General features: G+C 38.0%; 35 protein-coding genes. 31 read left to right on the plus strand and 4 right to left on the minus strand.

Annotation, left to right across the window (positions count from 1 at the left end; all coding sequences use genetic code 11):
* Positions 1-38 precede the first annotated feature (38 nt).
* The 7 genes from ORH16_RS13840 (at position 39) to ORH16_RS13870 (ending at position 4,816) form a co-directional block, all read left to right on the plus strand.
* Positions 39-926 (plus strand): BadF/BadG/BcrA/BcrD ATPase family protein, encoded by an 888-nt coding sequence (locus tag ORH16_RS13840; protein WP_265459438.1) that lies wholly within the window; start codon positions 39-41, stop codon positions 924-926.
* Positions 927-1,109: 183 nt separating this feature from the next.
* Positions 1,110-1,460 carry a ribonuclease P protein component gene (rnpA, locus tag ORH16_RS13845; protein WP_265459439.1) on the plus strand — a complete coding sequence of 117 codons (351 nt, stop codon included), beginning with the start codon at positions 1,110-1,112 and terminating at the stop codon, positions 1,458-1,460.
* 4 nt (positions 1,461-1,464) lie between these two features.
* Positions 1,465-2,292 (plus strand): membrane protein insertase YidC, encoded by an 828-nt coding sequence (locus ORH16_RS13850; RefSeq protein ID WP_265459440.1) that lies wholly within the window; start codon positions 1,465-1,467, stop codon positions 2,290-2,292.
* Between the two features lie 14 nt (positions 2,293-2,306).
* Positions 2,307-3,083 (plus strand): RNA-binding cell elongation regulator Jag/EloR, encoded by a 777-nt coding sequence (gene jag / locus ORH16_RS13855; RefSeq protein ID WP_265459441.1) that lies wholly within the window; start codon positions 2,307-2,309, stop codon positions 3,081-3,083.
* Positions 3,084-3,351: 268 nt separating this feature from the next.
* Positions 3,352-3,801 carry a LytTR family DNA-binding domain-containing protein gene (locus ORH16_RS13860; RefSeq protein ID WP_265459442.1) on the plus strand — a complete coding sequence of 150 codons (450 nt, stop codon included), beginning with the start codon at positions 3,352-3,354 and terminating at the stop codon, positions 3,799-3,801.
* Between the two features lie 120 nt (positions 3,802-3,921).
* Positions 3,922-4,446 carry a CcdC protein domain-containing protein gene (locus ORH16_RS13865; protein WP_265459443.1) on the plus strand — a complete coding sequence of 175 codons (525 nt, stop codon included), beginning with the start codon at positions 3,922-3,924 and terminating at the stop codon, positions 4,444-4,446.
* Positions 4,433-4,816 (plus strand): DUF3021 family protein, encoded by a 384-nt coding sequence (locus tag ORH16_RS13870; protein ID WP_265459444.1) that lies wholly within the window; start codon positions 4,433-4,435, stop codon positions 4,814-4,816. The genes ORH16_RS13865 and ORH16_RS13870 overlap by 14 nt, the downstream gene beginning before the upstream one ends.
* A 68-nt stretch (positions 4,817-4,884) precedes the next feature.
* Here ORH16_RS13870 and ORH16_RS13875 read toward each other — a convergent pair whose 3' ends face one another.
* Positions 4,885-5,190 carry a heavy metal-binding domain-containing protein gene (locus ORH16_RS13875; protein WP_265459445.1) on the minus strand — a complete coding sequence of 102 codons (306 nt, stop codon included), beginning with the start codon at positions 5,188-5,190 and terminating at the stop codon, positions 4,885-4,887.
* 214 nt (positions 5,191-5,404) lie between these two features.
* On the opposite strand from ORH16_RS13875, the gene mnmE reads away from it, so the two are divergent.
* Positions 5,405-6,799, plus strand: coding sequence for a tRNA uridine-5-carboxymethylaminomethyl(34) synthesis GTPase MnmE (mnmE, locus tag ORH16_RS13880; RefSeq protein ID WP_265459446.1), 1,395 nt, complete (start codon positions 5,405-5,407; stop codon positions 6,797-6,799).
* Between the two features lie 27 nt (positions 6,800-6,826).
* A complete protein-coding gene (gene mnmG, locus ORH16_RS13885; protein ID WP_265459447.1) occupies positions 6,827-8,728 on the plus strand; it encodes a tRNA uridine-5-carboxymethylaminomethyl(34) synthesis enzyme MnmG in 1,902 nt (633 codons plus the stop codon).
* A gap of 70 nt (positions 8,729-8,798) precedes the next feature.
* Here mnmG and ORH16_RS13890 read toward each other — a convergent pair whose 3' ends face one another.
* The gene (locus ORH16_RS13890) at positions 8,799-9,965 is read right to left on the minus strand and encodes a site-specific integrase (RefSeq protein ID WP_265459448.1); all 1,167 of its coding nucleotides are present in this window, start codon (positions 9,963-9,965) and stop codon (positions 8,799-8,801) included.
* A 46-nt stretch (positions 9,966-10,011) separates the two neighbouring features.
* On the minus strand, positions 10,012-10,425 hold the full coding sequence (locus ORH16_RS13895; RefSeq protein WP_265459449.1) for a helix-turn-helix domain-containing protein: 414 nt from the start codon (positions 10,423-10,425) through the stop codon (positions 10,012-10,014).
* Positions 10,426-10,557: 132 nt separating this feature from the next.
* On the opposite strand from ORH16_RS13895, the gene ORH16_RS13900 reads away from it, so the two are divergent.
* The 19 genes from ORH16_RS13900 (at position 10,558) to nrdI (ending at position 22,426) form a co-directional block, all read left to right on the plus strand.
* Positions 10,558-10,758, plus strand: coding sequence for a helix-turn-helix domain-containing protein (locus tag ORH16_RS13900; RefSeq protein ID WP_265459450.1), 201 nt, complete (start codon positions 10,558-10,560; stop codon positions 10,756-10,758).
* Positions 10,759-10,782: 24 nt separating this feature from the next.
* A complete protein-coding gene (locus tag ORH16_RS13905) occupies positions 10,783-11,496 on the plus strand; it encodes a Rha family transcriptional regulator (RefSeq protein ID WP_265459451.1) in 714 nt (237 codons plus the stop codon).
* 11 nt (positions 11,497-11,507) lie between these two features.
* Positions 11,508-11,807, plus strand: coding sequence for a DNA-binding protein (locus ORH16_RS13910; RefSeq protein WP_265459452.1), 300 nt, complete (start codon positions 11,508-11,510; stop codon positions 11,805-11,807).
* Positions 11,808-11,920: 113 nt separating this feature from the next.
* Positions 11,921-12,148: a hypothetical protein gene (locus tag ORH16_RS13915; protein WP_265459453.1), complete on the plus strand. Its 228-nt coding sequence runs from the start codon at positions 11,921-11,923 to the stop codon at positions 12,146-12,148.
* 130 nt (positions 12,149-12,278) lie between these two features.
* Complete coding sequence (locus ORH16_RS13920) at positions 12,279-12,449, plus strand: hypothetical protein (protein WP_265459454.1); 171 nt, start codon at positions 12,279-12,281, stop codon at positions 12,447-12,449.
* A 4-nt stretch (positions 12,450-12,453) separates the two neighbouring features.
* Positions 12,454-12,657 (plus strand): hypothetical protein, encoded by a 204-nt coding sequence (locus tag ORH16_RS13925; protein WP_265459455.1) that lies wholly within the window; start codon positions 12,454-12,456, stop codon positions 12,655-12,657.
* Positions 12,654-13,538, plus strand: a complete 885-nt coding sequence (locus ORH16_RS13930) for a primase C-terminal domain-containing protein (RefSeq protein WP_265459456.1) — start codon at positions 12,654-12,656, stop codon at positions 13,536-13,538. The genes ORH16_RS13925 and ORH16_RS13930 overlap by 4 nt, the downstream gene beginning before the upstream one ends.
* Complete coding sequence (locus ORH16_RS13935; protein ID WP_265459457.1) at positions 13,535-14,935, plus strand: DNA primase family protein; 1,401 nt, start codon at positions 13,535-13,537, stop codon at positions 14,933-14,935. The genes ORH16_RS13930 and ORH16_RS13935 overlap by 4 nt, the downstream gene beginning before the upstream one ends.
* A gap of 1,444 nt (positions 14,936-16,379) precedes the next feature.
* The gene (locus ORH16_RS13940) at positions 16,380-16,949 is read left to right on the plus strand and encodes a hypothetical protein (protein WP_265459458.1); all 570 of its coding nucleotides are present in this window, start codon (positions 16,380-16,382) and stop codon (positions 16,947-16,949) included.
* Between the two features lie 84 nt (positions 16,950-17,033).
* Entirely contained in the window at positions 17,034-17,378 is a 345-nt protein-coding gene (locus tag ORH16_RS13945; protein WP_265459459.1) for a hypothetical protein, read from the plus strand.
* Between the two features lie 136 nt (positions 17,379-17,514).
* Positions 17,515-17,865 (plus strand): hypothetical protein, encoded by a 351-nt coding sequence (locus ORH16_RS13950; RefSeq protein ID WP_265459460.1) that lies wholly within the window; start codon positions 17,515-17,517, stop codon positions 17,863-17,865.
* A 10-nt stretch (positions 17,866-17,875) separates the two neighbouring features.
* Positions 17,876-18,076, plus strand: coding sequence for a cold-shock protein (locus tag ORH16_RS13955; protein WP_265459461.1), 201 nt, complete (start codon positions 17,876-17,878; stop codon positions 18,074-18,076).
* A gap of 299 nt (positions 18,077-18,375) precedes the next feature.
* Positions 18,376-18,636 carry a SemiSWEET family transporter gene (locus ORH16_RS13960; protein ID WP_265459462.1) on the plus strand — a complete coding sequence of 87 codons (261 nt, stop codon included), beginning with the start codon at positions 18,376-18,378 and terminating at the stop codon, positions 18,634-18,636.
* A 30-nt stretch (positions 18,637-18,666) separates the two neighbouring features.
* Positions 18,667-19,392, plus strand: a complete 726-nt coding sequence (locus ORH16_RS13965; protein WP_416207867.1) for a putative ABC transporter permease — start codon at positions 18,667-18,669, stop codon at positions 19,390-19,392.
* A gap of 605 nt (positions 19,393-19,997) precedes the next feature.
* Entirely contained in the window at positions 19,998-20,528 is a 531-nt protein-coding gene (locus tag ORH16_RS13970) for an STM3941 family protein (protein ID WP_265459463.1), read from the plus strand.
* A 13-nt stretch (positions 20,529-20,541) separates the two neighbouring features.
* Positions 20,542-21,057, plus strand: coding sequence for a DUF6933 domain-containing protein (locus ORH16_RS13975; protein ID WP_265459464.1), 516 nt, complete (start codon positions 20,542-20,544; stop codon positions 21,055-21,057).
* 19 nt (positions 21,058-21,076) lie between these two features.
* Positions 21,077-21,502: a PAS domain-containing protein gene (locus tag ORH16_RS13980; protein ID WP_265459465.1), complete on the plus strand. Its 426-nt coding sequence runs from the start codon at positions 21,077-21,079 to the stop codon at positions 21,500-21,502.
* Positions 21,503-21,525: 23 nt separating this feature from the next.
* Positions 21,526-21,900 carry a hypothetical protein gene (locus tag ORH16_RS13985; protein ID WP_265459466.1) on the plus strand — a complete coding sequence of 125 codons (375 nt, stop codon included), beginning with the start codon at positions 21,526-21,528 and terminating at the stop codon, positions 21,898-21,900.
* Between the two features lie 73 nt (positions 21,901-21,973).
* Positions 21,974-22,426: a class Ib ribonucleoside-diphosphate reductase assembly flavoprotein NrdI gene (gene nrdI / locus ORH16_RS13990; RefSeq protein ID WP_265459467.1), complete on the plus strand. Its 453-nt coding sequence runs from the start codon at positions 21,974-21,976 to the stop codon at positions 22,424-22,426.
* Positions 22,427-22,908: 482 nt separating this feature from the next.
* On the opposite strand, the gene ORH16_RS13995 is transcribed toward nrdI, so the two are convergent.
* Positions 22,909-23,199: a hypothetical protein gene (locus ORH16_RS13995; protein ID WP_265459468.1), complete on the minus strand. Its 291-nt coding sequence runs from the start codon at positions 23,197-23,199 to the stop codon at positions 22,909-22,911.
* A gap of 372 nt (positions 23,200-23,571) precedes the next feature.
* Between ORH16_RS13995 and ORH16_RS14000 the strand changes: the two genes are divergently transcribed.
* Genes ORH16_RS14000 through ORH16_RS14010 form a run of 3 tightly spaced genes read left to right on the plus strand, consistent with a single transcriptional unit; the run spans position 23,572 to position 25,187 of the window.
* Complete coding sequence (locus ORH16_RS14000; protein ID WP_265459469.1) at positions 23,572-24,165, plus strand: TetR/AcrR family transcriptional regulator; 594 nt, start codon at positions 23,572-23,574, stop codon at positions 24,163-24,165.
* The gene (locus ORH16_RS14005) at positions 24,119-24,838 is read left to right on the plus strand and encodes an MBL fold metallo-hydrolase (protein WP_265459470.1); all 720 of its coding nucleotides are present in this window, start codon (positions 24,119-24,121) and stop codon (positions 24,836-24,838) included. Before ORH16_RS14000 ends, ORH16_RS14005 begins: the two co-directional genes overlap by 47 nt.
* Positions 24,839-24,845: 7 nt before the next feature.
* Positions 24,846-25,187 (plus strand): YrdB family protein, encoded by a 342-nt coding sequence (locus tag ORH16_RS14010; protein ID WP_265459471.1) that lies wholly within the window; start codon positions 24,846-24,848, stop codon positions 25,185-25,187.
* Positions 25,188-25,203: the final 16 nt, after the last annotated feature.

Below are 25,203 nucleotides of genomic sequence, written 5' to 3' on the forward strand. Positions count from 1 at the left end.
GTGCATAGTCCAGCTGCTTTTTTTAAAGAGGTGGAAAAATGTCTTACGTGATAGGAATGGATTGCGGCGGCACCAAAACCAAATTAGTTGCCTATCGAGCGGGGGTACCTTTTTATTCTCTGATTGGCGGACCGGGAAATATTATTTTGCAGCCGACAGCCACACAGGAAGAAATCAAAGGGCTTTTGAAACAGGCCTTAAAAGAAATCACAGGCGAATTGGCCGGCGTGGTTATTGGCATTGCTGGTTTGGCGACTTATGGTAGACAAGAGGCAGTCAAGGACTATTTATTGCAGGAGCTGCCGCTACCTCCTGCAAAAATGAAGCTGATGAGTGATGCGCAATTGGCATTACTGGCAAATTTCAAAGGTGCTGACGGCATTTCTGTGATTGCCGGCACTGGTTCGGTAGTCTATGGCTATTTAGCAGGTAAATTTTATCGGGTTGGCGGCTGGGGTCATCTGTTTGGCGACCAAGGGAGTGCCTATTGGATTGCCAAACAATTGTATCTTGAGTTGACCGCCCAGCTGGATCAAAATTTACCATTAAAAACTTATCAGCAGCTTTTTTTAGATTACCTAGAAGTCGCAACGGCACCGCAGGCAATTGCAAAAAGTTATTCATTTTCCAAGGATCAATTTGCCCAAGCCACGCTCTTTTTAGCGACTTTAACTGAGCAGTACCCGGAAATTCAGCAAATTTTTCATCGAGCTGGCCAAAGTTTGGCTCAGCAAACCCGTCAGCTTTTAAAAAATGCTGACTATCAACATAAGCAGCTTGCCATTAGTTTCAGCGGCAGTGTGCTGACGAAAAATCCCGTGGTTGCCGCCGCTTATCTGGCTGATTTGCAGCAGGATTTTGTCGTGGAGCAAAAACCAACAGGGACCGATCCGACAAGGGCGGCCTTGGTTTTATTTAAAAATTAGAGAAGATTGCGGCGACTGACTAGCATTTTGGCGGTCGCCGCTTTTTTATTGTCTGCGGCGACGGTTAAAGTCAGCGGGCAACTTTGATAAGTTTTTAGCTTCAGCTTTTAAAAAAAGCTGAAGCTACCTCTTGAATATGTTATTATTGTGAAGTGAATGCAAGAAAGAAACGAAGGAAATTAAATGAAGAAGGCTTATCGAGTTAAACGTGAAAGTGACTTTCAAAAAGTTTTTAAACAGGGGCAGTCTTGTGCCAACCGTAAGTTTGTCATCTATACCCTTGATAAACCTGAAAATCAACATTTTAGAGTTGGTCTTTCTGTCGGGAAAAAAATTGGCAATGCGGTGACCCGCAACCGAGTGAAACGCCAAATACGGGCGGCAGTTTATCAGCTGAAGGACCAGTTAAAGCCTCAGCAGGATTTTATTGTGATTGCCAGACCGGCTGTCAAAGATCTCCCCATGGCAGAAATCCAAACCAATTTGCTCCATGTTTTAAAACTTGCAAATTTAATAGAAGTAAAGGAGAAATAATAATTTGAAGAAGAAGCATCGACGTCTCTTACTTTCGCTGGCTTTGGTCGGCTTAGTAATCGTCTTATCAGCCTGTGGCGCAACTGGTGAGGTTAATTCCAGCAGCACCGGCGTCTGGGACCGTTTTATCGTCTATAATTTTGCCCGGGCGATTCAAGCTCTGTCCTTTGGCAATATCGGGGTCGGAATTATTTTATTCACGATGGTCATTCGGATCATCCTCTTGCCGTTAATGCATTTCCAAACGAAGAATATGCGCAAGACCCAAGAATTGCAGCCGAAATTAAAAGAGCTGCAGCAAAAATATTCCTCAAGAGATCCTGAAACGCAAAATAAAATGCGGGAAGAACAACAAAAACTTTACGCAGAAAACAATGTTAATCCTTACATGGGTTGTTTGCCGTTACTAGTGCAAATGCCGATTTTAATGGCTTTGTGGCAATCCATTTCGCGAGTGCCAGAATTGAGCCAAGGAACTTTCTTATGGTTGAACTTAGGGGAACGGGACCCTTACTTTATTTTACCGGTCCTAGCGGCAATCTTCACCTTTGCCAGCACCTATTTATCTAGCATGAGCCAATTGGAATCCAACATGTCATTAAAGATTATGAACTTTGCAATGCCTGTGATGATTTTAGTCATGGGGGTTAACTTGGCCAGTGGGTTATCCTTATACTGGGTAATTTCCAATGCCTTCCAAGTTGGACAAACTTTATTAATTAACAATCCATTTAAAATTCGGGCAGAGCGGGCAGCAGAAGCTCAAAAAGTTAAAGATCGTCAACGGGCCCTTGAAAAAGCCCGCAATCCGAAGAAAAAACGGAGAAAATAAAGGAGCGAAGAAGCATGGCAGTTTTTGAAGGAAAGACAGTCGAAGAAGCAATCGAGAGTGGCTTACAGCAACTAGGCATTTCCAAAAAAGATGCAAAGATTACGATTATCGAAGAATCTAAAAAAGGCTTTCTCGGTTTAGGTAAAAAAATGGCGCAGGTGGATATTTCACCGAAGGAGCCAGTCGTTGAAGAGGTTATGACAGAAACTGTAACAGAAACCGCCGATCCAGAAGCTGTTGCAGAGATGGAAACAGAAATTTTTGAGGCGGAACCGCAGGCAGCTGAAGAAGTTTCAGCACCGCAGCTGAAGGTTTTTGAAAATTTGAGTGATGACGAAGCTTTAACCGAATTAGCGTTATACATGACGAATATTTCGCAGGAATTAGGCGTGCCGGCCTTAGTAAAAATTTCCCGCAAAGCCGACGTGGTTACATTAAATCTCGAAAGCGACAAGCAGGGGATTTTAATCGGCAAGCACGGCAAAACTTTGAACGCTTTACAATACTTGGCTCAAGTTTTTATCCACCGGGCAGCGGCTAATAAATTATCCGTAGTCATTAATGTGGGGGATTATCGAGAAAAACGTCAGGCTATTTTAGAAAAATTAGCCAAGCGGACAGCCGATAAAGTTAAACAAACTGGTCAGGCGGTCTTTTTAGAACCGATGCCCGCCTACGAGAGAAAACAAATCCACTCTGTTTTGAGTCAAGATGAATACATCAAGACCCATTCTGAAGGGGAAGAGCCTTATCGTTACTTGGTTGTTGAACCCGCCAAAAAATACTTTTAATTTTTAGTTTACTGGCAAATGTGATTGACAAAGCCTGTGAAACAAAGTATATTTTATTAGAAATCATTCTTATCAAAGTAGTATACGACGCTGAAGTAATCATACTTTGATATTAAAAAAGCCCCCGGGAGACTGGGGGCTTTTTTATGTCTAGAATTATTTTTGCAGAGGAAGCTTCCGCAAGCCACATTTTCCTTTATAATGAAGTAAACGCTACTTAGTAATTTAGTAACTTAGTAACCTTAGTAAGGCTAAAGGAGAGTCGTCGATGAAAGTTGAAATCAAACACTTATCTGACCAGCAGCAGGAGGAGTCGGCTCTCTTGGAAATTTTTGAGCTGACGGCCAATATTGAAACGGCCGTTACGCTACTGCAAGAGGATGATTTTTTATTTGAGGCAAAAAATATCGAAACAGAAGCCTTCGTGAAATTGAAATTCTCCCAATTGGTCTATGCAGAGTATTTGGAACGGAATATCTTTTTATATACAGCTGAGGCCGGCTATTCAATGCGGCTGTCGTTAAGTAATTTTCTCAAGCAGCTGCCGCAAAATTTTGTACAAATTTCTAAGAGTGTTGTCGTCAATTTATACGGTATTCAAAACTTTTCGGCAACCGGCAGCGGCAATTTGATTATCACCGTGACAACTGGTGAAAAGCTGGTGGTCAACCGCCGCTATGTTAAAAATTTAAAGGAATTATTGCACAGTCAGTCATAAAAAAGCCGGATGTGCAGCGGAAAAAACCGGATGTGTCTGAGGCTCTTCTTTTCTTTTACAATCCCTTCTATACTAAAAGTGACCAAAGAACTAGTCACTAAAATGAAGGAGGAAAAGAAAATGATTGCTTTAGAAATGTTAGGAATGATTGTACTCAATACACCGTTGTGGGCGTGGCTTTTATTATTATTTTTTATTAAGAGAGGTTTGGCTGCTAGAAAAGATCGACCCGTCTCATTGAAAAATTCCATCTTGATGCCAGCAATTTTTATGCTGCTGGGACTGCAACAAATCATCATGGATTTCCGCTATTCAAAAGAAGCTCTGCTGGTTTACTTAGGGATGCTGCTGGTTGGTTTAGCGGTCGGCTCCCTTTTATATGGAGCCACACAGAAATTTTATTGCCAAGCAGGTCAGCTGATGAAAAAAGGCAGCAATGTTCCAATGATTGTCAGCCTCTTAAATTATCTGGTGCGCTACGGTTTAACCGCAGCCAAAAGTGTTGACCCCGGACTTTTAAATCTGCTCGTTTTCAATATCGCCTCGGCAATGATTTCTGGTTTTACAGTTGGATTATTTATCGGTGGCATTTTAAATACGTTGAAGCATAAAAACTTACTGGAGGAAAAACATGAAATGGCATAAACGCATTATCGGCGGTCTTGAGCTGGGCTCATTTATCTATCTGCTGCTCTGTCTTTTGGGAGATGGCGTTCTGGTCAGTCCAAAGACCGTCCTGATGGTCTTTGCTATTTCGGCTTTTGTTGGGCTGACAACGGTACTCTTTGATTTGGAAAAACTAAATTTTCTGCAGGCTTTAATTATCCATTATCTGTTAGTCAGTGCTTTTGTGATTGCCAGCTTTGCAATCTTTTACCGCATTGAAAATTTATTGCAATTTTGGCTGAATCTGACAGGAATTTATGTGATTTCTTATCTAGTGATGATGGTCAAAACCAAACTGACCGCCCGCCAGCTGAATGAACAGCTAATGCAGCTTAAAAAAAATCAATAAAATGAAGGCCGTTTTACCAGCAATCCAAAATTTTCCAGATTGCTGCTAAACCTGCCTTCATTTTTTTTTTAGCCGATGGTACTTTGAATAAATTGCACGACGGTCCCATAAGCCAAGACATCAATTTTATCTTGATGGCGATGATAATCAAAGTGACAATTGATAACTGCATCTGCTCCATAGCTTAGGGCCTGTTGTTTTAAATCATTTTTTAAGGGAGTTAAAATAGCGTTTAAATCAGTTTCCGGGGCAAACAAGTTGGTGCTTGTTTCCGTTCCGCAAAAAATTATATCCCGCACGATGTATTTCCGGTCGACGTCGCCAGTGGACAGCACAATTTCTTCCAGGCGGTCAAAGTTTTCTTCAGTTGTCATAATCCATCATCCTCTCCTTCTAATTTTACCTAAGGGCAGGCGAGGCGTAAAGGAAAAGGTAAGAAAGACAGAACTTTGTTGAAAATTTAGCTATTCTGTGATAATCTATTGCCAGTCAAATAAACAAGCAGTCAAAGTGCTTAATCCATTTCTTTTTTTCAAGGGGTGGAGTAGGCACTTTTTTGTGTCCAAAAATAATTAGGAGGCCCAATTCATGGCGAATATTACCTTAGAATTTGATACGATTGCCGCAATTTCAACCCCACCAGGCGAAGGAGCAATCAGCATTGTCCGTTTGAGCGGAGATCAGGCGATTGCGATTGCCGATCGGGTGTTTAAAGCCAATCAGACGTTGGCACAAGCCAACAGTCATACGATTCATTATGGTCATATCTATGACTCGACATCCGGAGATTTATTGGATGAGGTGATGGTATCGGTGATGCGGGCGCCTAAAACTTTTACCAGAGAAGATGTCATTGAGATAAATTGCCACGGCGGCATCTTAGTCACCAATCAAATGCTGCAGCTTTTATTACGAGAAGGCGCACGGCTAGCAGAACCCGGCGAATTCACGAAGCGGGCCTTTTTAAATGGCCGCGTGGATTTATCTCAGGCCGAGGCCGTGATGGATTTGATTCGGGCGAAAACTGATAAGGCGATGAGTGTTGCCATCAACCAATTGGACGGCAATTTAACCAAATTAATTCGCAGCCTGCGACAAGAAATTTTAGAAACCTTAGCACAAGTTGAAGTCAATATTGATTATCCGGAATATGACGATGTCGAGGAATTGACGACAAAATTACTATTGGAAAAAGCTTATTTTGTTCAAGAGCAGATTAATGCACTACTCTTGACCGCTAAGCAGGGCAAAATTTTGCGGGAAGGCCTCAGCACGGCGATTATCGGCCGGCCGAATGTCGGTAAATCAAGTTTGCTGAATCATCTTTTGCATGAGGAAAAAGCGATTGTCACCGATATTGCCGGTACTACCCGAGATGTCATCGAAGAATATGTCAATGTCCGCGGCGTACCGTTGAAATTAATCGACACGGCTGGTATTCGGGAAACTGAAGATATCGTGGAACGCATCGGCGTTGAGCGCAGCCGCAAAGCCTTAGCGGAATCAGATTTAATTTTATTAGTTTTAAATCAAAGCGAAGCCTTAACTAAAGAAGACCGTGATTTATTGGCGGCGACTCAGGGCTTGAAACGAATTTTATTATTGAACAAAAATGATTTAGCCAATCAATTAGACTTGGCCGAGTTAAGCGAGCTGGCTACTGGCGATCCGATTTTTCCAGTCTCTGTTTTAAATAATGAAGGGCTGGCGCCATTAGAAGAAGCGATTGCCGATTTATTCTTCGGCGGCAATGTCGGGGAAAAAGATGCGACCTACGTTTCTAATACTCGTCATATTGCCTTATTAGATCGGGCCAATCAATCTTTAACGGAAGTTATCAGCGGCATTGAAGCCGGCATGCCGGTGGATTTAGTCCAAATCGACATGACCCGCTGCTGGGATTATTTAGGGGAAATCGTCGGCGACAGTGTCCAAGATGAATTAATCACCCAATTATTCAGTCAATTTTGTTTAGGAAAATAATCAACAATTTTATGGAGGAATTTAAACATGCAGTATCAAGGAGATACTTTTGACGTGATTGTCGTCGGAGCCGGCCACGCTGGTTCAGAAGCGGCCCTAGCAGCAGCTCGAATGGGCAGTAAGACATTGCTGTTGACAATTAATTTAGATATGGTCGCCTTTATGCCTTGTAATCCGTCAGTCGGCGGACCAGCTAAGGGCGTTGTTGTGCGGGAAATTGATGCCCTCGGCGGTGAAATGGGAAAAAATATTGATAAAACCTATATTCAAATGCGAATGCTCAATACCGGTAAAGGCCCCGCAGTCAGAGCCTTGCGGGCCCAAGCGGATAAACATGCCTACGCCACAGAAATGAAGCATACAATTGAACAAACGGAAAATCTAACGTTGCGCCAAGGAATCGTGGAGGAATTAATCGTCGAAGATGGCGTTTGTAAAGGCGTGGTAACGGCGACCGGCACACGCTATGCCGCTCAAGCGGTGATTATTACTGCCGGCACAGCTTTGCGGGGAGAAATTATTATCGGCGAGCTGAAATATTCTTCCGGTCCGAATAATTCGCAGCCTTCAATTGGTTTGGCCAATCACCTAAAAGATTTAGGGTTGGAGATTGCCCGCTTTAAAACCGGCACACCGCCACGGGTTAAATCCAGCTCGATTGATTATTCTGTAACAGAAATTCAACCCGGTGACACCACGCCAAATCACTTTAGCTTCAGCACACCGGATGCCGATTATAAAACAAATCAAGAGCCCTGCTGGCTAACGTATACGAGTGAAACGACCCATCAAATTATTCAAAATAATTTGCATCGGGCACCGATGTTCACCGGGATTGTCGAAGGCGTCGGTGCCCGTTACTGTCCATCGATTGAAGACAAAATTGTGCGCTTTGCTGACAAGCCTCGCCATCAATTATTTTTGGAACCAGAAGGCTTAAACACCGAAGAAGTGTATGTGCAAGGCTTATCGACTTCTTTACCGGAAGATGTGCAGGTGGAAATGCTCCATTCAATTCCTGGTTTAGAAAATGTTGAACTGATGCGAACAGGCTACGCCATTGAGTATGATGTCGTCGTACCCCATCAATTACGGCCAACTTTGGAAACGAAAGTGATTGACGGTCTATTTACCGCCGGCCAAACTAACGGCACCAGCGGCTATGAAGAAGCTGCCGGTCAAGGTCTAATTGCCGGCATCAATGCGTCATTAAAAGTCCAAGGAAGAGAACCTTTTGTGATGAAGCGCAGCGATGGCTATATCGGCGTGATGATTGATGATTTGGTTACTAAAGGGACACAAGAACCTTATCGCCTTTTAACCTCGAGAGCAGAATATCGATTAATTTTACGTCATGACAATGCTGATTTACGTTTAACAGAAGCTGGCCATCAAATCGGTTTAGTTAAAGAAAAACAATATCAGGCCTATCAAAATAAAAAAGTGGCCGTCGAAGCCGAAATTGCCCGCTTAGAAAAAATCCGCATCAAACCGACAGCAGAAGTCCAAGCCTTTTTAAAAGAAATCGGCGGTGCCGAATTAAAAGATGGCGTCTTAGCCAGCGACTTCTTAAAACGACCAGAAATCAGCTACCAAGATTTGCTGAAATTTATTCCTGCTGATGAAGCTTTAAACAATAAAGAAATCGAACAAGTCGAAATCCAAATCAAGTACGATGGCTACATCAAAAAAGCCCAAGAAAAAGTCGAAAAACTCAAACGTATGGAAGCTAAACGCATCCCCGATAAAATTGACTACGAAGCCATCAACGGCCTGGCGACAGAAGCCCGGCAAAAACTAACCAAAATTCAACCAGAAACAATCGCCCAAGCCAGCCGCATCAGCGGGGTTAACCCCGCTGATATCAGCATTTTGATGGTGTACATCGAACAAGGGAAGATTGCGAGGGTAAATGAGGAAATGGCCTGATATAGAGCCGTTTCTTTTCTTTTTAACTACCCTTATTTTAGTTATTGACTGCATTTTGACTGCATTTGATTTAAAAAGCCATATATTGAGCAAATTTTTCGGCTGTTTCATCTTGCTTAGATTGAGTAACCTTGATGTAAATATCCATAGTAACTTTGGTTGATTTATGGCCAAGTCTTTGAGAAACATCTTTGATAGTCGCTCCACTTTCAAATAGCAAAGAAGCATTTGTTTTCCTAAAGTCATGAACCTTGATAATTTTAAATTCTGGAAAGTGGCGATGAATTCTAGCCATAACATCATTTGCATAGTTCTTATACAAATATTGCCGGTCACGGTATAGAACTGAATTTCTAAAGACTACAGTTTCTGAAAAATTGTCATCACGAATACCCAATTTTAGTTTTTCTTGGATAATATGATTACGCCAGTCTTTCAAAATCTCAACTGTCCGATCATCAATAGTTACTACACGATTAGAGCTTTGTGTTTTAGTATCTTGTACCAGCGGTTCCCCATTTTGCATTTCAGCTAACGTTTTGTTGATGGTGATACTTTTATTGCTAAAATCAATATCTTTCCAAAGCAAGGCTTGAGCTTCGCCTTTACGCAAGCCAGCAAAAGCCAATACTCTAAAAAAGGTATAAGCTCTTTTATCATTGAGTTGAGCTAAGCGCTCAAAGAATTGTTTGAGCTCTTCTTTTGTATAGTAGCTGTCAGCAATCTCACGCTTGTTAGTATTTCGTTTAGGTATGATTGTCCGCTCCATAGCATTATCAGTTAACGCTCCTAATAAGAGGCCATAACCCAGCACCATCTTAGTATATATTCTGAGCTGCTTATAGGTTGATAATTCATCCGCCCATTCGTTTAAAGCTTTTTGGCAATATATAGGAGTTATTTTGCTGATGATTAAATTACCGAAAACTGGTAAAATATGATTATCAAAATGTATACGGATGCGCTGCTCAGTCGTTTCTTTAATACCTTTTTTGTGTTGCTCAAACCAGAGGTGGTAAAGCTCTTCAAAGTTCATTGAGCTTGCATCTCTATCTAATGTTTTATTTTTATCGAAGTCCACTTGCATTCTCGATAGTGCAAGCTGGGCTTCTTTTTTTGTGCTGAAATTCCTTTTTGTAACATTGATTCTTTGGCCAGTGATTGGATTTACGCCAAGATAAGCTTTAAACATCCAATATTTGCCATCCTTCTTTTCATACTGCTTGAATGTTGCCATTGTGTTTTCCTCCCAGTACCTAGCGTGGGGCGCTTATGTATGGAGGTTATTCAGTATAATCAGAAATTTTAGTTAAATTTTCAACTTGTTTAAGCGCTTCTTTCTTTCCTTCTCCATTGAGCTTGTTGAAATCTAGAAGTAAAGATTTTATAGATAAATCTTCAAAATCAGTTATATCTGTTTTACTAGGTTGATTATTGTGAGAATTCATTTTTCTAGCAAGTGTATCCCAACTTGCAGCATAGTTACCATTGTTGATATTTAGCCTTGAATCACTTTCACCAGTGATATATGCCACTGAAGCAGTAAATATTTCAGCCATTTTTTCTAACTTATCAATTTTAGGAATCATCATTCCTTTTTCATATTTATTTATTGAAGCATCCGAAACGCCAATTTTTGTTGCTAGTTGAGCCTGCGTTAGGTTTGCTTCTTTTCTCAATTCTTGGATTCTATTCATAAAAACACCTCCTATGTAGAAGTTTAGCATTAAAATTAACATTTGTTAATAAAAAGTTCTTGCAATCTAACATAAGTTAATATATGATGTGCTTAAGCTAACAAAAGTTAGTTTTCGATAGGGGGTGAATTTATGTTTGAAGTGTCAAATGATCTTTCTTGGCAAATCAGAAAAAAGAGAGCGTTTAGATTACTCAGTATATCAGATGCGGCTAGAGAGATTGGTATTTCTCGACAGACGTTGAGAAAAATAGAATCAGGTAAGTTAAAAAAAACTACAAAGACCGTTTTTGTGAAGCTTACTGATTGGTTAGTAAAAGAAACAACAAAATGAAAAAAATATAAGGAGGGCAAACCAATGCAAGAATTAACTTTTGATGTCATCATCAGAAACAGAAATGTTGTTGTCAGTAGTTTAAATGTGGCAGATATCTTTCAGAAACAGCACAAAAATGTATTACAAACTATTGATAATCTGAAAGATGATTGGAAAGAATTATCTAAAGAGCTGGGCTTAATTTTCAGCCCAGTGAAAAATAAGCTGGGCTCAAAATTGGGGGCAGTTCCAATATTCAAAGACTTTTTTTTCGAGAGTAGCTATTTAACGAAAGATGGTCGTACCGTAAGAAGCTATAACATGAACCGAACAGGGTTTACATTACTTGCTAATGGATTCAACGGAAAGAAGGCACTACGCTTCAAACTGGCTTATATCGCTCAATTTGATGCAATGGAAGAGGAGTTAATAAAACGAAACACTCTTTACGACTTAGAAAAACGACTTAGAGACCAACTGAGAGACACCATCAAAGCTTCATACGGTGATAACCCACCAGATAGGATTTATATGTTACTTACCAATCTGTTGTACATTGCCGTAGCTGATCATACTGCTGAGAAAATTAAGCGTGACAGAGGTTTTGAGCATGAATGCTCTGTGTTTGCAGATATATTCACCAGTGACGAAAGAACGGCTTATATCGATAAAGAGAACGAGTTGATACGTCATTTAAGAAATGGTGAGCTTGATTACTATAACTTAAAAGACCAATTATTAGAGAAAGCTCTTTAGGAGGTGAGAGTATGGCCAAGTTGAGCATTGATGAATTAGACCTTTCACCAGCGCTTAAAGAAATGGTATTAGAAGCAGCTGCAGAGGAAGGACGGCAACAAGCAAGTATCTTTATTGATGAGTACAAGAAGAAGCTAGAAACGCCCGTAGCAATGAATTATACACAAGCTGCGAAGTATTTAGGCACGAGTTACAACACATTGACAAAAAAGCTCATTCGCAAAGGATTAATAAAAGTAATCTTAATTGATGGGTACGAACGGATCAGCAAAAAAGAAGCTGATAGATTTTTAAATGCTAATGCAAAATAAATAACCATCGAGCGTGGGGCGCTGGAAAACTCCTCAATCATGAGGGCACATAATATCGAGATGTCACAAAGTCAATTGTAAGTCGCAAACAGATTTAAAGGAGGAATCATCAAATGAAAATCAATGAAGAAAAATATGATCAAGAATGGGTGAACTGGGAAAAAAGTATAGAAACAGCTAAAGCGTATCTTGAAGCTGCCAGTGACCTAAGTTCTGCCATAAAAGAAGATGACAAGCTTATTCAACTCAGTAGTGAAAAAATTCAGATTGCAATTGATGAACTGCAAGCAGCTAAACAGTTAGTCGAGAAGCTAGAGTTTGTGGAATTTATAGAGGAATAACATGAAAGAGAGAAAAGAAAAAAAGCCTTTTGCTGTATATAACTTTGGCGAGTTCAGCAAATGGCTACACGATAGGGTTTCATACCTATTATTCTTTTCTCTATTATATCAAATTTTAGGAGGAAAGACCATGAAAACAATTAAAAAAGGTGATTTTTGCCGAGTGATAAAGTCAAAATATTTAAGTACAGGTGCGTTCGTTGAGATTGTAATGGAGATTCAAGAAGGAATTTTCTTATGCCGTAACGAACAAGGGAACACGATTGTAGTAGAGAAAAATCTTGAATTGGTAGGTAGTTGAATTGATGAATATTGAACAACTATCCAACAACGAACTTACCGAATTAATTAGAGAAGTATTAATTTGTGCTATTCAACTAGATGATGATGGGAAGATTCTTCTAGCAAATTCAATTCGGAATAAAGTACAAGAAAATGATACTCCAGCTGTCAAAGGATTTTTAAACAGACTAGCGAATATTATCGAGAGTGAGGCGGTGGTTAAATGATTTATAAAGGAAAAGTTATTCCGTCTATTATGGAAGAACCTACTCAAAAAAAGGTGATTGAGTTTTTCAAGGACTATCAACCAATTACAGTACAAGTACCTGATGACCCAGAAGAACAAAAGAAATTAAAAACAATGGGCGTAGATGGGTTTATTGCTGGTAAGATGTCGGCACGTGTCCGTAAGAATGAAAATTTAGTTTATAGGGATTGTTTAATATTAGATTTAGATGATGTGGTTGTATCAGAAGAAACTTTAATTCAAACGATCCATAAATTATTAAGTGATGTCTCTTATGTCCTTTATCCGACTATCAGCCACGTTTTGAAAGGTGTCCGCTATCGGTTAGTTATTCCGCTAGATGGTGCGGTAAAGGAAGCAGATTATAAGCTGTTAGTTCGTTTCTTCTCTGAAAAGCTGCTTAAAAACGTGTTAAAGAATGTGGACTTATCCAATGGCACTTGGTCACAGATTCAATTGCTACCAGTATTTACTCAACACGTCCACAAGGGGCAAGTTATTATCCAAGAAGTAGAAACACCTTTCCCATTAAGTCAGACGTTAGAAACCGCTAGGAATTGGGTTGCACCGCAAACTAAGGGGAAACCAGTTAAGAATCTGAACCAGTTTAAAAAAGGTGGGTCACGTTACCGCAATGCCACCACGGAACTGTTTGAAAGTCTAGTGTCTGGTGGTGAAGTGGGAAACCGCAACAATCGGATAGCAGCCATTACGGGCGGGCTATTAGCAAGGGCGGTAAATGTTACGGCTATCTTTGAATTGGTGAAGGTAGCCAATCAATATTTTGACGAACCACTACCAGAAGAAGAAGTGGAAGAAACCTTCTTTTCAATTTCCAGGAAGGAGCTTGGTGCTGATTGAGTGAAATAGTAGATTTAATGGAACTTCAAAAGAAGCGCCAAGAAGAAAAAAGCAATCTGCCAAAATGGATTTACTATGACGAGAACGGCACTATGAAAGTCAACGCTCAATTATTAGGCTATGAAGTCATAGACGAAGTTCCTATGATTAGAGCCAATGAATTATCTTATGGCGCAAGATTCGATAAAAAAATCGGGTCTTGGCGCTTAGATAGTTTGAGTGATTTTTTAGATGGCTATATCACAAAAAAACTAGAATCCGTTGGCAAGTGGAGCCAGCAGAAATTAAGCGAGACGAAGAAATTTATCTTCATTAAAATATTTGATTCCAGTTTAAAAGAAAATCCGTTCAATCGTAGTAAGCCATACTTGGCAAATTTTAAAAATGGCACGTATAACATCAAGACAGGCGTTTTAAAGCCCCATGATACAAAGGACTATATTTTGCAAAGTCACAACTATTCTATTGATCTAGCCACCAAGCAAACGCCCATCAAGACAATTGAATGGTTGAGAGCCTTAACTGGTGATAGTGACAGCGCTAAGTATTTAATGGAAATAATCGGCTACTGCTTTTATCGGAGCTATGCCCCTTTTCAGACCATCACCATTTTACAAGGGTCAGGGGAAAACGGGAAATCTACTTTCTTAGAAATTCTAACGAAACTACTAGGGGCGGATAATGTTAGCAACATGACCTTACAAGACTTAGGAAATAAGCAGAACAGGTTTGCCAGTGCGAATTTATTTCAGAAAGAAGCCAATCTCTTTGCGGACGTTGATTCAGAGTTTCTCAAGTCAACAGGGTTACTCAAAGCCCTTACTGGTGGAGATCGTTTATCTGCTGAGTTTAAAGGGAAAGACCATTTTATGTTCGTGAACTTTGCGAAGCTGATATTTTCAGCCAATGAGTTACCAGCGTTTAATGACTTCACACACGGCTTTGAAAGACGGTTGTACGTTGTTCCTTTTGATTGTGTGATAGATGACGACTTCAAAGTAAAACATGATTTAAAGGCGATTGAAAAAGAGATTCCACTATTCGCCACCTATTGCATAAGTATGTTTAAAGAGGCGTTAGACCGTAAAGAGCTGACCGTTTCTGACAAGATGAAACAAGCAAAAGAAAAATGGCTGAAAGATTCTAATCACGTCTTACGGTTTATTGAAGAAATGTGTGAAGTAGATATGGAATCTAAAGAAGGTGATTCGTCCAAGATGATTTATGAAGAATATAGAAATTTTTGTTATAGAGAAAATCTAAAAGAATTATCGCAACCAAGATTTACTAAGCAATTAGAGAAGATGGGAATATACAAAAATAATGCTCGCCAAAATGGAACTAGAGTATGGAGATATATTCATTTAAAAATTAAAAATCTTTACGAGAATGAATAAAAAATGTGTACCCTATCAACAATTAATAAAATGCTGTACCGCTTGTACCGGTCTCGAGGAAGCTTGATATTACAACATCTCTAGTAATGAGAAAGCTGAAAATCGTTGTACCAAACCCATACCAGTAGTTGTACCACCTAGAAATGGTACGGGTTGTGGTACAGGTATGGTACGAGTAAATCCATCTTAATTATGAATCGAAATGCTTTTATATCAACGTTTAATAAAGGTGGTACGACTGGTACAACAATAGACAACTTTTCACAGGGGTACACACATTTTAAGGAAGGCTTTTTTCAAAAAGAATCCACGTATAAATGGACAGCGAATGAAACGGTATATTCATTTGTTTTTGAAGCCAAAAGATTTACTAATTGACTAGTATACCCCACTTTAAAATAAAAAATGGCGAACCACCCGAACCATAGGCAATTAACGTTGATATAACAATGTTTCAAACTCGAACCATACCCGAACCACCCGAACCGATAATAAAAAATACTAGTGAATGGTTCGGGTATTTCATACTTAGTGGGGTACACATATTTTTATGCAGTTGATTTTACCGTGTTGGACAAAAAAGTCCATGACGTGTTTCCCCAGCATTATATATAAATAAAACTCGGTGGGTTTGAGCCACCTTGAAATTCAAGATTATTCTGTGTGATTTAACAAAAAAAATATCTTTAAACAAGGTAGCTATTTGATACTCTGTAAGTCATAGCAATATGTAGCCCGATATTATCGGTGTACTTCAGTCCCCGCGAGGACAACAGAATAAGTATACCCTGTCCAGAAAGTAAAAATACTGGCGACATTAGCGACACTAGCTAAAAACACTGGTACAGAGGGCTTTATAAGGATTGATATCCAGCTAGTCGCAAAAAACACTGGCGACACTACCGGCGACAAAAAGTAAACCCTCTTTTCTGTCGCTAGTAGTGTCGCCGGTTGAAAAGTAAGAATGGATTTTTTTAACAGTTTTAAACGTTGATATAACAGCGTTTTGAAAGATGTCGCCAGTGTCGCTAGTAAATTTAACTTTTCACAGGGGTACACATATTTTATGCAGTGAATTTAGCCGTGTTGGGATATTGAAGAATCTATCGAGTAGGTCCGAGGAACCACTCGGTAATACTCGATAGCCCCTGCAGGTGCCAACGAGAATACACCTTTGACCCTGCAGGGTCAAAGGTCAATACATTATCAGCGTTTTAATGATTTTTGAAAAAACGGCTCAAAGCCTTGTGCGGCATAGGATAGAACGAATAAGAAGGAGTATTGATAATGTAGTATATTCAATACTAAAAATTGGAGAGAAGAACAAGCTGAAAAATAAAATTTTATATTTTGATGGAAAGAGTCAAGAAGCTAACAGAATACGAGGAGAACCTATTCTGTGAACAATATCAATATTAATCTTAAAAAACAAAGGAGAATCATCATGAAAACATTAAATCAAATTGAAGAATTATTGAACGACAAGCTAGACGAGAACAAGCAAATCATAGACGCAAAAAAAAATAATATCATGCGGACGGAGCAATGTATAAAAGCTATCAATGATGATTTAGTTAAAGCTCAAGAAAATGAGGATTTTAAAGCGTATGATGAAGCGAAAAAAGCGCTATGGACTGAGGAAAATACAAAAGATTTACAGATTAAACAATTAGAGAAGATGCAGCAAACAAAAATAATCTCACCAGAAGAAGCTAAAGAACTGCACAAAGAAGTATTAACACTTGCGAATGCTGCTAGAAAAATGCAATTCAGACGAGCGTCTGAACTTTTACAAGAGCTAAAAGAGATTTCTGATCAATCGCTTGAATTAAAAGAGTTGACAAATGAACTATTGAAATTAATCAAGTATGACTTGCGAAGTGATTTTGCCCCTGTATATAGTATCTCAGACGAGTACAAGCCGGATATGGTTTACGGACTGTATGGACAAATTAAAGATACCCCAATGTTTGAACCGACAATGAAGGAAGGCTTAGACGATGATAGAACATAAACAAGGCAATCCGTATAGTTGGTATGACAACATGGTAAGTGGAGCAGAGTACGAATAGCAAGAGAAGACAAAGGAGAATAGATTATGAAAGAACGAAAATATATCGATATTGAAGGCATGAAAAAACGTGCTGACGCTGAGCTTCAAGCGAGGGTGGAGGAGTCTAAGAATAGAATGCGTAAGCAACAAGAAGCTTATATAAAGAAGAGAGAAGAAGACCAGTCACTCTTCAATAAAACATTGGAGTCAATGCACACTAAGAATGAGAAGAAACGAGAGATTGAGGCGGAGAAAGAAAAAGCCAAAGCCAAAGCAATTGCTGAGGTTGAAGCAAAGTATGAAAGTAAAGGTGTTAAGTCAACAAAGCAAATGGAATTAGAAAATTCTTATAGAAACTTGTTAGGTGGTCTAAAAGGATTGGACGATTAAATAAATCATCAACAGTAATGAGAGAAGCTATGGAAAGGGGGGGTACCTCCCCCTCTACGCCTGTGCCCGTACTTCACGCCGTCACTGTACATTTTTTCTCGCGTCCTATGTCAATACAAAGAAAGAAGGCATAAATTTGGCATTTAAAACATGCGCAGTATGTAGTAATACATTCTCCAACAGCCGAAGTAATGCCGTATATTGTAGCTCTGTATGTAGACAAAAAGCACGCAATAAAAGGCGTTCCCATAAAGGCAACGAAAAAACTAAACGGCCTTCCAAAATAGTTGATAACCCTAAAAATAATATTCTTCCATATAGTAGTATGACACCTTTAGAGTATTGGCGGAAATATAAAGAAGAACTTTTAGAATCTGAAAGAGAATTCAATTTCAAAGGATTTCATCTTGTGGGTGGTATAGATATTCATGAAGAGAATTTTGAATCTCTAGTGGTCGAGCAATTAGAAAACAAAAAAAGAAAGTAGGAAGTTGATTATGCAAAGAGGAACAGTAAAGTGGTTTAATTCTGAAAAAGGTTACGGCTTTATCAGTGGAGAAAATGGCGAAGACTACTTCGTTCATTATTCAGAAATCGTAGGTGAAGGATATAAAAATTTAGAAGAAGGGCAAAAAGTGGAATATGTCCTTGGTGAAAACCAAAAAGGAGCTGTAGCAACTAACGTTGTGATTTTATGACAATTAAATTGGACTACTAAAATACCAGCCAATTATGGTATAATTAAACTACAAATAAACGTTTATGGGCTTGACTGGAGTAGCTGCCATAAAAGCCAAGACATAGCTTTGTCGAGCTTCTTATCGGACTGAAAATTGTAGGCGAGGTTGCAAACTTGCTGGACTAGGAATGATGAGAAGTTGCAAGTCCATTTTAGAAAAAAATTTTGGTATAATTAGATGGCCATCTCTTTTGAGGTGGCTTTTTTGGTATACTATTTTTAGATGATATTTAAATAAAAGTATAAGAAGGAATATAAATGGATAATAATAAATTTATAAAGTATTTGAGTTGGATAGCTACAGCGATGTCTATCATGATGTATGTTTCCTATATCCCGCAGATTATGGATAATCTTTCTGGATCTAAAGGAAATCCAATTCAACCATTGGTAGCCGCAATAAATTGTAGCCTATGGGTAGTATATGGACTATGCAAGAAACCTAGAGACATCCCACTAGCAACAGCTAATTTCCCTGGGATTATCTTTGGAATCGTAACATTCTTAACAGCAATATAAATTAATAATAAGTGAGGAAAAACCTTGAGTATAGAAACGATTTTTATGACATTTATTGTCTACGCTTTTGTAGGGTGGATTTGGGAAAGTATTTTTTGTTCAATTAAGGACCGACATTTTGTCTATCGAGGGTTCTTACTTGGGCCGTACTGTCCTGTATATGGCTTTGGTGTAACTGCAGTATTGTTGTTAGTACCGGAGAACGCAGGAACTTTGCTGAACTTGTATTTTAACGTTGTTGTCATTGTGACAATCATTGAATATATAACTAGCTGGTTACTTGAAAAAGTTTTCAATATGAAACTTTGGGATTACACAAATGTCCCTTTAAATATTGGAGGTAGAGTCGCAGTGTCTGTCTCTCTTTTCTGGGGAATCGGATGTCTCATTCTGATAAAAATTATCAACCCATTTTTCCAAACGTATATTCAGCTATTCATAAATAATACAAAAGGCATTGGACCAATTATTTTGGCAATCTTGTTTTTAGCGGATGTCGTGACAACATTTACATTTACTATGACTACTAAAAAAGAAGTCGAAGCCAATATAGACGAATCGGACACAGAGAATGCAGCAATCAAGGAATATAGATTAAAACATTTATTTGAGAATAGAAAATCCTCTAAGGGTAGAACAAGAATCCTTCAAAGATTATCTCAAAGACCAAAGAACCTACGACTTCATAACTTGAACAGGATTGTTAAGAATTATCCTAACTTGACTTTTAAAAAAATGAAGAGAAACGAAAAATAAAAATTAAATTATCTTCAATATATGTAGACTTTTAACCTTATTTTTTTCTAACTGAATCAGTTGTTTTAACAGGGCAAGTTCGATTTAGAAAATAAGTTTGGCATACTGGATTATCTATCTCTGTGAGGTGGTTTTTTTATAAACGAAAGAGCTATTTGATACTCTGTAAGTTAAAGTAGTAGGTAGCCCGATACAATCGGCATACCCTGTACTTTTTGGTACACCTTATTAAAACGAATGGGGCTGAGCTATTTAAAAAGTGAGGTCAATTTGATTGACCTTGAATCATTGCAACAAAACAGATCACTTTGAGTGATGTGTTTGACGATTGATAATTTGTTGCGTAACAGCGTCGAAAATATCGACAACGTTGTTATGTTCATTAATAGCAGCTTAAATTAGCCGCAGTCAACTTTGCTAGGGCTTAAGAATAGGTAAGAGTAAATTTGCGCTGACGACACCGAAAATAACGGCGTTGTTCAACAATAGTGGCGAAATACGTTAGTTGCAAGGGGAACCTTGGCTATTTTTTGTTTGCCATCTCTTATGAGGTGGCTTTTTTTGGTATAATCTTTATATTCAAATAATGTAGTTGGAGTGAAAGTATGGAAAAAGAGTACGTTGTTTATCAAAGTAAGAGCAAACAAGTTGGGTTATCGCTGCTTGGCTTATTGATGGTATTAGTTAGCCTTGTATTATTACTTATAGGAATAACAGAAGCTGAATATTGGTTTTTAGGGATAGGTATAATAAGTTTTTTATTTTTCGGTGCTTGCGAGATTTACATAGTAAAGCAGGTTTTTTTAGGAAAGAAATTGGTTGTTTTATCAAAGGTTGGATTCAATGATTATAGTAGTGCGTTAGCAACTAAAGATAAAGTTATATTATGGGACGATGTTAAAAAAATTGAGAATAAAGATATGCTGAACCAGTCGTTTGTATCAGTGTATTTGAAAAACCCAGAAGAATTTTTGTCTGATCTATCCAGTTTCCAGAGAAAGGCAATAGCTGCAAACGTAAAAATGGGTTTTGGAGAAATAAATATAACTTTACAAAGTGCAAAAAAATGCACTAACGATCAGTTAATAGAAAGGATGCATAGCTTTATAGATTCATCAGGAAATAATAGTCTATAAAGGAGTCTATACTATGAAAATCATACCTACTAAGAAAGCAATTCCTCTGTTTTCGTATATCCGTGATTCGCAGAAGAAAATAAATGATGACGAACGGTCTTTTTATTCATGGCACGCAAATTACTTCACAGTCAATCGGAAGAAAATTCTTGTTTTAGATAATGACCTAACACTTTCGCCAGTAGTGTTAGCCGATATAAATGCAAAAAATAAAAAGAACTTGGAAGAGCATATCAAACTTGGAATTGAAGAAGTTTTTAGCTATAGTGATGTTTCCTCATCGCAAATTAGTTGCTATCTTTTAAAGGCTGGGCAAATAGAATTAGCCTGTAATTATAATCGCTCAATGATTGGCGTAGTAAATAATATGATTCAACTCATCAAACTTAATCCGGAAGATATTGATTTTAATTCAATCATACAGCCGAAAATTATGCAGTGGCTATCAGAAATACCATTTAAAAGCCAAACACCAGAATATATCGTTAGTCAAGATGCTACTAAAGAACATTTAAGTAAGTTAGTTTAAAAAGAAAAGGGGAAAATCAATGTCATCAATTGAGTTGGAAACAGGTAAATTAACGATTGACCAATTAAACGGTATTTTTAAAGTTATCCCACAAGAATTTGATTTTATAGATGAAAACGACATTGTGAGGTGGTACTCTAATAACTCTATGCGTTTGTTTGACAGAGATAAGAGTGCTTTAAATAAGCACGTTTTAGATGTGCATCCAGGAAAAAGTAGCAGTCGAATAACTAAACTTCTTGAGCAAATGCATAGTGGAGAAATCAGTCAACAAATTATGGTCATTCCAGCAAAAGGAAAACAAATTCAAATTAGTTTTTTCTCGGTGAGAGACTCAGAGAACAATTATATCGGTTGTATTGAAGTGACTCAGGACGTTTCACATTTAGTTGGGAAGTCAAAAATTGGACATTTCTTTAATTTGATTAAAAAGGGTTTTAAATAATTGAGCTGAATGGAGAATAAATTATGAAGAAAAAATTAGTAGTAGCCATAGGAATTATTGTGTTAATCATAGGAGGAATTTTAGTCATCAATCATTTAAAAAACGATGATTCACAATGGCTTGTAGGGAGCTGGGAATCTTCTGATAGTGAACTTAGCAGCACATTGGATATAACATCTACTAATAGCGATGAGATAACATTGGCTATTGATGATCAAGAAGCGATGCAACTCAGCCGTGTAAATAAAAATACTTCTGAAGCATTAGTATACAAATCAAGCGATGGTACCACCTATAAATTTATCAAAGTATCTGATACTAAATTGAAATTTATATTGACCGCAAAAGAAGGTTTGCTAGGTCAAACTGATGCCTTGATTTACAACAGAGTAAAGTAGAGGACTTAACGTTATTTTAGATAATCTCTTTATACGAAAGAAGAACTTGTTAAAGTAAAAGAAAGGATATTTTATGAATTTATTATATATATCAATCTCTGGTAATACTCGTTCTTTTTTAAAAAGATTACAGAGTTTTGCAGAAGAACAAAAAAGAGTGAATACTAATGCTGTAACCTTTACTCTGAAAGAAATTGATGACAACTGCTTATTCGAATCAGAACTAGAACCTTTTATAGCTTTTGTACCTACCTATTTAGAGGGGGGAAACGGAGTAGATAATGGAACTCAAGAAATATTAACAGAAACTTTGAGAGAATATATCGAGTTTGAGAATAACGCTTCTCGTTGCCTTGGTGTAGTAGGTAGTGGAAACAAGAACTTCAATCGCCAATACTGTTTAACAGCAAAACAATACGCTCAACAGTTTGATGTTCCAATGTTAGAAGATTTTGAATTAAGGGGAACTTCTGCGGATATAGAAAGAATTTATGCTATTTTATCAGAGCTTAGAGACAACTCATAGATCATAACTAAATTGTTAAATGTAAGGTAATAGCGCCCCACGCTAGACGAGTATTTTTTGACTGCATATTGACTGCATTTGAAATAATTATATGCAATTGAAAGAAATATAAAATTGGTAGAAATGCTGATTTAACAAGTATTTTAGCATGATATAAAACACCAGAAAATGCAAGCTGTAATATACATCGAACAAGGGAAGATTGCGAAGGTCTAGCAAAAAAAAACGGCGTGAGATAGCGCCGTTTTTTTTTTACGTTTTATTTACAGAGCCGGCTAGATTGTGAAGGCTGGTCTAGTCAGTTGTTTACTTAACTATCGGATGAAATTTGGGATTGATAGTTAAAAAAGTGACCTACGCAAATTTTTTTATTTACAGTATACGTTTCATTGGATTTTTACTAGTGAGTGTTCTGAGGAAATAGCAGATTTCAGTTGGGAAATACGTAAAACAGGTAGGAAGAACGAATCAGATTAACAAAATCAATTTTGTAGACTAAAAGCAGCGTCTGAAAATTTGGCTGCCAAACTTTCATAGGTTCTAAAGGCTCTAGGATTTAGGCGTTCGTAATAATCAGGTTTGTCATCTAACAAAGGTGCTAAAGAAGCAGGGTGAATATAATACTGCTCATCGTTTTTGAAGGCTTCTATCCAAGGGGCATAAAAGAAACAACCAAATTCCACAAGTTCTTGCTGCTTCTTAGTCAAGTCAGAATATTTTTTAGCCTGCAAAATCGCTTCAACGGTTAAGTATTCATCTTCTGTACTAAACATTTGAGCCCCTCCTTACTTTTATAATGGTTACCACCAGTATAGCATGGGAAGCGAATCTTTTTTCGGAGAATATTTCAGCAATATAACATGATAAAGCTTGTTAATTCAAGTTTATTCAATGTATTTTAAATAAATTATTTAAATTTCTCGTTTTTAAATAATTTTATTTATTATATTGAGAAATAAAATCAAGGTGAGGCATTCAGTTAATCGGATTTTATTTTTTTCTACCTCGATTTATTTTCTAAATAAATCGGAGGAGAACCTATTTTTCGAAAAACTTTTGATTTTTGTTTCAGAATAATTGACAATTAAAATTTGGACACGTATGATATAACCAATGGTTAGGTATTAATTTGAAAGGATTATTAGATGAATAATACAGAGAAAAAAATTTTAAGTGTATCCCGAAATTTATTTGCTGAAAAGGATGCGAGTCAAGTTACTGTGAGGGAAATCGCTGAAAAATCTGGTATTTCCCATACGACGATTTATTTGTATTTTAAAAGCAAGGAAGAAATTATTCGAGCAATTGCCTTGGAGCCGTTGGAAAATTTATTTGAAGAACTTTTGGAAATTACCAAAAGCAATCAAGAGCCGGCGGAAAAATTATTCAGCCTGTGCAATCACTATATTGCTTTTGGCTTTGAACAGAAAAATATTTACAAATTGGTTTCGCTATATGAGGGGGAGCGGGTGGATTTACCAAGCTATTCAGCTCTTTTGAGTAAAAATCGCATGAAGAGCCTTGAGTTATTGCGGGAAGCAATTATTGAATGGCTGCCGGCGGATTTGGCGGAAGAGAAAAAAATCAACATTGTGAGGGGTGTTTTCTTTTTTCTCCATGGCATAATTATGACCTATGAAAATGAAGAACAACAGGACTTGAAACGAATTCAAACGATTGTGAGGGACTACCTTGACTACACTATTTTATCCAATCATCACGAAGAAAAAAATTATTAGCCAACACATTGAAAAATTTGAATTCAACTTAGGCATCATGGTAGTTAGTTGTTGGCGAGTGGAGCAGGAGGGGCGCTATTACCTAATCGATTCTGGCATGGGTAAGATGGCCAGCTACCTTTTAAACAACTACATGGAAAATCAGAAGCTGGGGGCAGTCTTTTTAACGCATGGTCATTCTGATCATATCGGCGGTGTTGTTACATTAAAACAGAGTTTTCCAAATGCGCCTGTACTTATTTCTCAGCTGGAATTCCCGTATATTAGTGGGGAGAAACCCTATCCTAAAAGGAAAAAAACCGAGAAAAAAGTTTTTCCTTTGTCGACCTTTCTAAGTTTGGAAAGTGAGTCGGGTCAACAGCTGCAAAAGGATGCGGGTATCGAGGCCGTCTTCACGCCCGGCCATTCACCAGGGCACCATTGTTTTTATCATGCCGAGGATGATGTACTAATTGCCGGCGATTTATTTACAACAAATGGTGCCGGTCAGTTAAAACCGCCAATGAAACAATACACAGCAGATTTACCCTTGGCGCTAAAAAGTGGGCGCACTATTTTAGAAAAATATCCAAAGTCGCTTTTAAGCATATGTCATGGGACTGAGGTTGAAAATAATTTTGGCGAAAGCGAGCAGCCAGCGTGGCTGACTAATCCGACAATTAAGGAGCAGTGACAAGCAAATGGACATCATTTTTCTAATCAATTCTGGACTAAGGTTTCTGCTTGAAATAGGCAGCGTTGTGATTTTAGTCATCGCTGGTTTTTCAAAACAAAAATTTCCGCTAAATATTTTGGTTGGCCTTATACTGCCGACGCTTTTTATTCTTTTATGGGCCTTTTTTGTGGCACCCGCTTCAACAACTAGAGCATCGATTCCAATTCGATTATCTATTGAATTTGTGATCTATCTATCAACGGCACTGGTGATTTACAAAAGCTATTCTCTTAGGCTGGCAGTCGTATATCTTGTTTTTTCCTTAGCCAATAGCCTATTAAATGTGTTCAGCGACACTTATTTTTAAATTAATCAGGCTGCGG

It is taken from the genome of Enterococcus sp. HY326 (assembly GCF_026157065.1).
GTDB lineage: Bacteria > Bacillota > Bacilli > Lactobacillales > Enterococcaceae > HY326.

Coding starts and splice junctions, on each gene's coding strand:
- ORH16_RS13840 (WP_265459438.1), top strand. CDS start 39: ATGTCTTACGTGATAGGAATGGATTGCGGCGGCACCAAAACCAAATTA.
- rnpA (WP_265459439.1), top strand. CDS start 1,110: ATGAAGAAGGCTTATCGAGTTAAACGTGAAAGTGACTTTCAAAAAGTT.
- jag (WP_265459441.1), top strand. CDS start 2,307: ATGGCAGTTTTTGAAGGAAAGACAGTCGAAGAAGCAATCGAGAGTGGC.
- ORH16_RS13860 (WP_265459442.1), top strand. CDS start 3,352: ATGAAAGTTGAAATCAAACACTTATCTGACCAGCAGCAGGAGGAGTCG.
- ORH16_RS13865 (WP_265459443.1), top strand. CDS start 3,922: ATGATTGCTTTAGAAATGTTAGGAATGATTGTACTCAATACACCGTTG.
- ORH16_RS13870 (WP_265459444.1), top strand. CDS start 4,433: ATGAAATGGCATAAACGCATTATCGGCGGTCTTGAGCTGGGCTCATTT.
- ORH16_RS13875 (WP_265459445.1), bottom strand. CDS start 5,190: ATGACAACTGAAGAAAACTTTGACCGCCTGGAAGAAATTGTGCTGTCC.
- mnmE (WP_265459446.1), top strand. CDS start 5,405: ATGGCGAATATTACCTTAGAATTTGATACGATTGCCGCAATTTCAACC.
- mnmG (WP_265459447.1), top strand. CDS start 6,827: ATGCAGTATCAAGGAGATACTTTTGACGTGATTGTCGTCGGAGCCGGC.
- ORH16_RS13890 (WP_265459448.1), bottom strand. CDS start 9,965: ATGGCAACATTCAAGCAGTATGAAAAGAAGGATGGCAAATATTGGATG.
- ORH16_RS13895 (WP_265459449.1), bottom strand. CDS start 10,425: ATGAATAGAATCCAAGAATTGAGAAAAGAAGCAAACCTAACGCAGGCT.
- ORH16_RS13900 (WP_265459450.1), top strand. CDS start 10,558: ATGTTTGAAGTGTCAAATGATCTTTCTTGGCAAATCAGAAAAAAGAGA.
- ORH16_RS13905 (WP_265459451.1), top strand. CDS start 10,783: ATGCAAGAATTAACTTTTGATGTCATCATCAGAAACAGAAATGTTGTT.
- ORH16_RS13910 (WP_265459452.1), top strand. CDS start 11,508: ATGGCCAAGTTGAGCATTGATGAATTAGACCTTTCACCAGCGCTTAAA.
- ORH16_RS13915 (WP_265459453.1), top strand. CDS start 11,921: ATGAAAATCAATGAAGAAAAATATGATCAAGAATGGGTGAACTGGGAA.
- ORH16_RS13920 (WP_265459454.1), top strand. CDS start 12,279: ATGAAAACAATTAAAAAAGGTGATTTTTGCCGAGTGATAAAGTCAAAA.
- ORH16_RS13925 (WP_265459455.1), top strand. CDS start 12,454: ATGAATATTGAACAACTATCCAACAACGAACTTACCGAATTAATTAGA.
- ORH16_RS13930 (WP_265459456.1), top strand. CDS start 12,654: ATGATTTATAAAGGAAAAGTTATTCCGTCTATTATGGAAGAACCTACT.
- ORH16_RS13940 (WP_265459458.1), top strand. CDS start 16,380: ATGAAAACATTAAATCAAATTGAAGAATTATTGAACGACAAGCTAGAC.
- ORH16_RS13945 (WP_265459459.1), top strand. CDS start 17,034: ATGAAAGAACGAAAATATATCGATATTGAAGGCATGAAAAAACGTGCT.
- ORH16_RS13955 (WP_265459461.1), top strand. CDS start 17,876: ATGCAAAGAGGAACAGTAAAGTGGTTTAATTCTGAAAAAGGTTACGGC.
- ORH16_RS13960 (WP_265459462.1), top strand. CDS start 18,376: ATGGATAATAATAAATTTATAAAGTATTTGAGTTGGATAGCTACAGCG.
- ORH16_RS13970 (WP_265459463.1), top strand. CDS start 19,998: ATGGAAAAAGAGTACGTTGTTTATCAAAGTAAGAGCAAACAAGTTGGG.
- ORH16_RS13975 (WP_265459464.1), top strand. CDS start 20,542: ATGAAAATCATACCTACTAAGAAAGCAATTCCTCTGTTTTCGTATATC.
- ORH16_RS13980 (WP_265459465.1), top strand. CDS start 21,077: ATGTCATCAATTGAGTTGGAAACAGGTAAATTAACGATTGACCAATTA.
- ORH16_RS13985 (WP_265459466.1), top strand. CDS start 21,526: ATGAAGAAAAAATTAGTAGTAGCCATAGGAATTATTGTGTTAATCATA.
- nrdI (WP_265459467.1), top strand. CDS start 21,974: ATGAATTTATTATATATATCAATCTCTGGTAATACTCGTTCTTTTTTA.
- ORH16_RS13995 (WP_265459468.1), bottom strand. CDS start 23,199: ATGTTTAGTACAGAAGATGAATACTTAACCGTTGAAGCGATTTTGCAG.
- ORH16_RS14000 (WP_265459469.1), top strand. CDS start 23,572: ATGAATAATACAGAGAAAAAAATTTTAAGTGTATCCCGAAATTTATTT.
- ORH16_RS14010 (WP_265459471.1), top strand. CDS start 24,846: ATGGACATCATTTTTCTAATCAATTCTGGACTAAGGTTTCTGCTTGAA.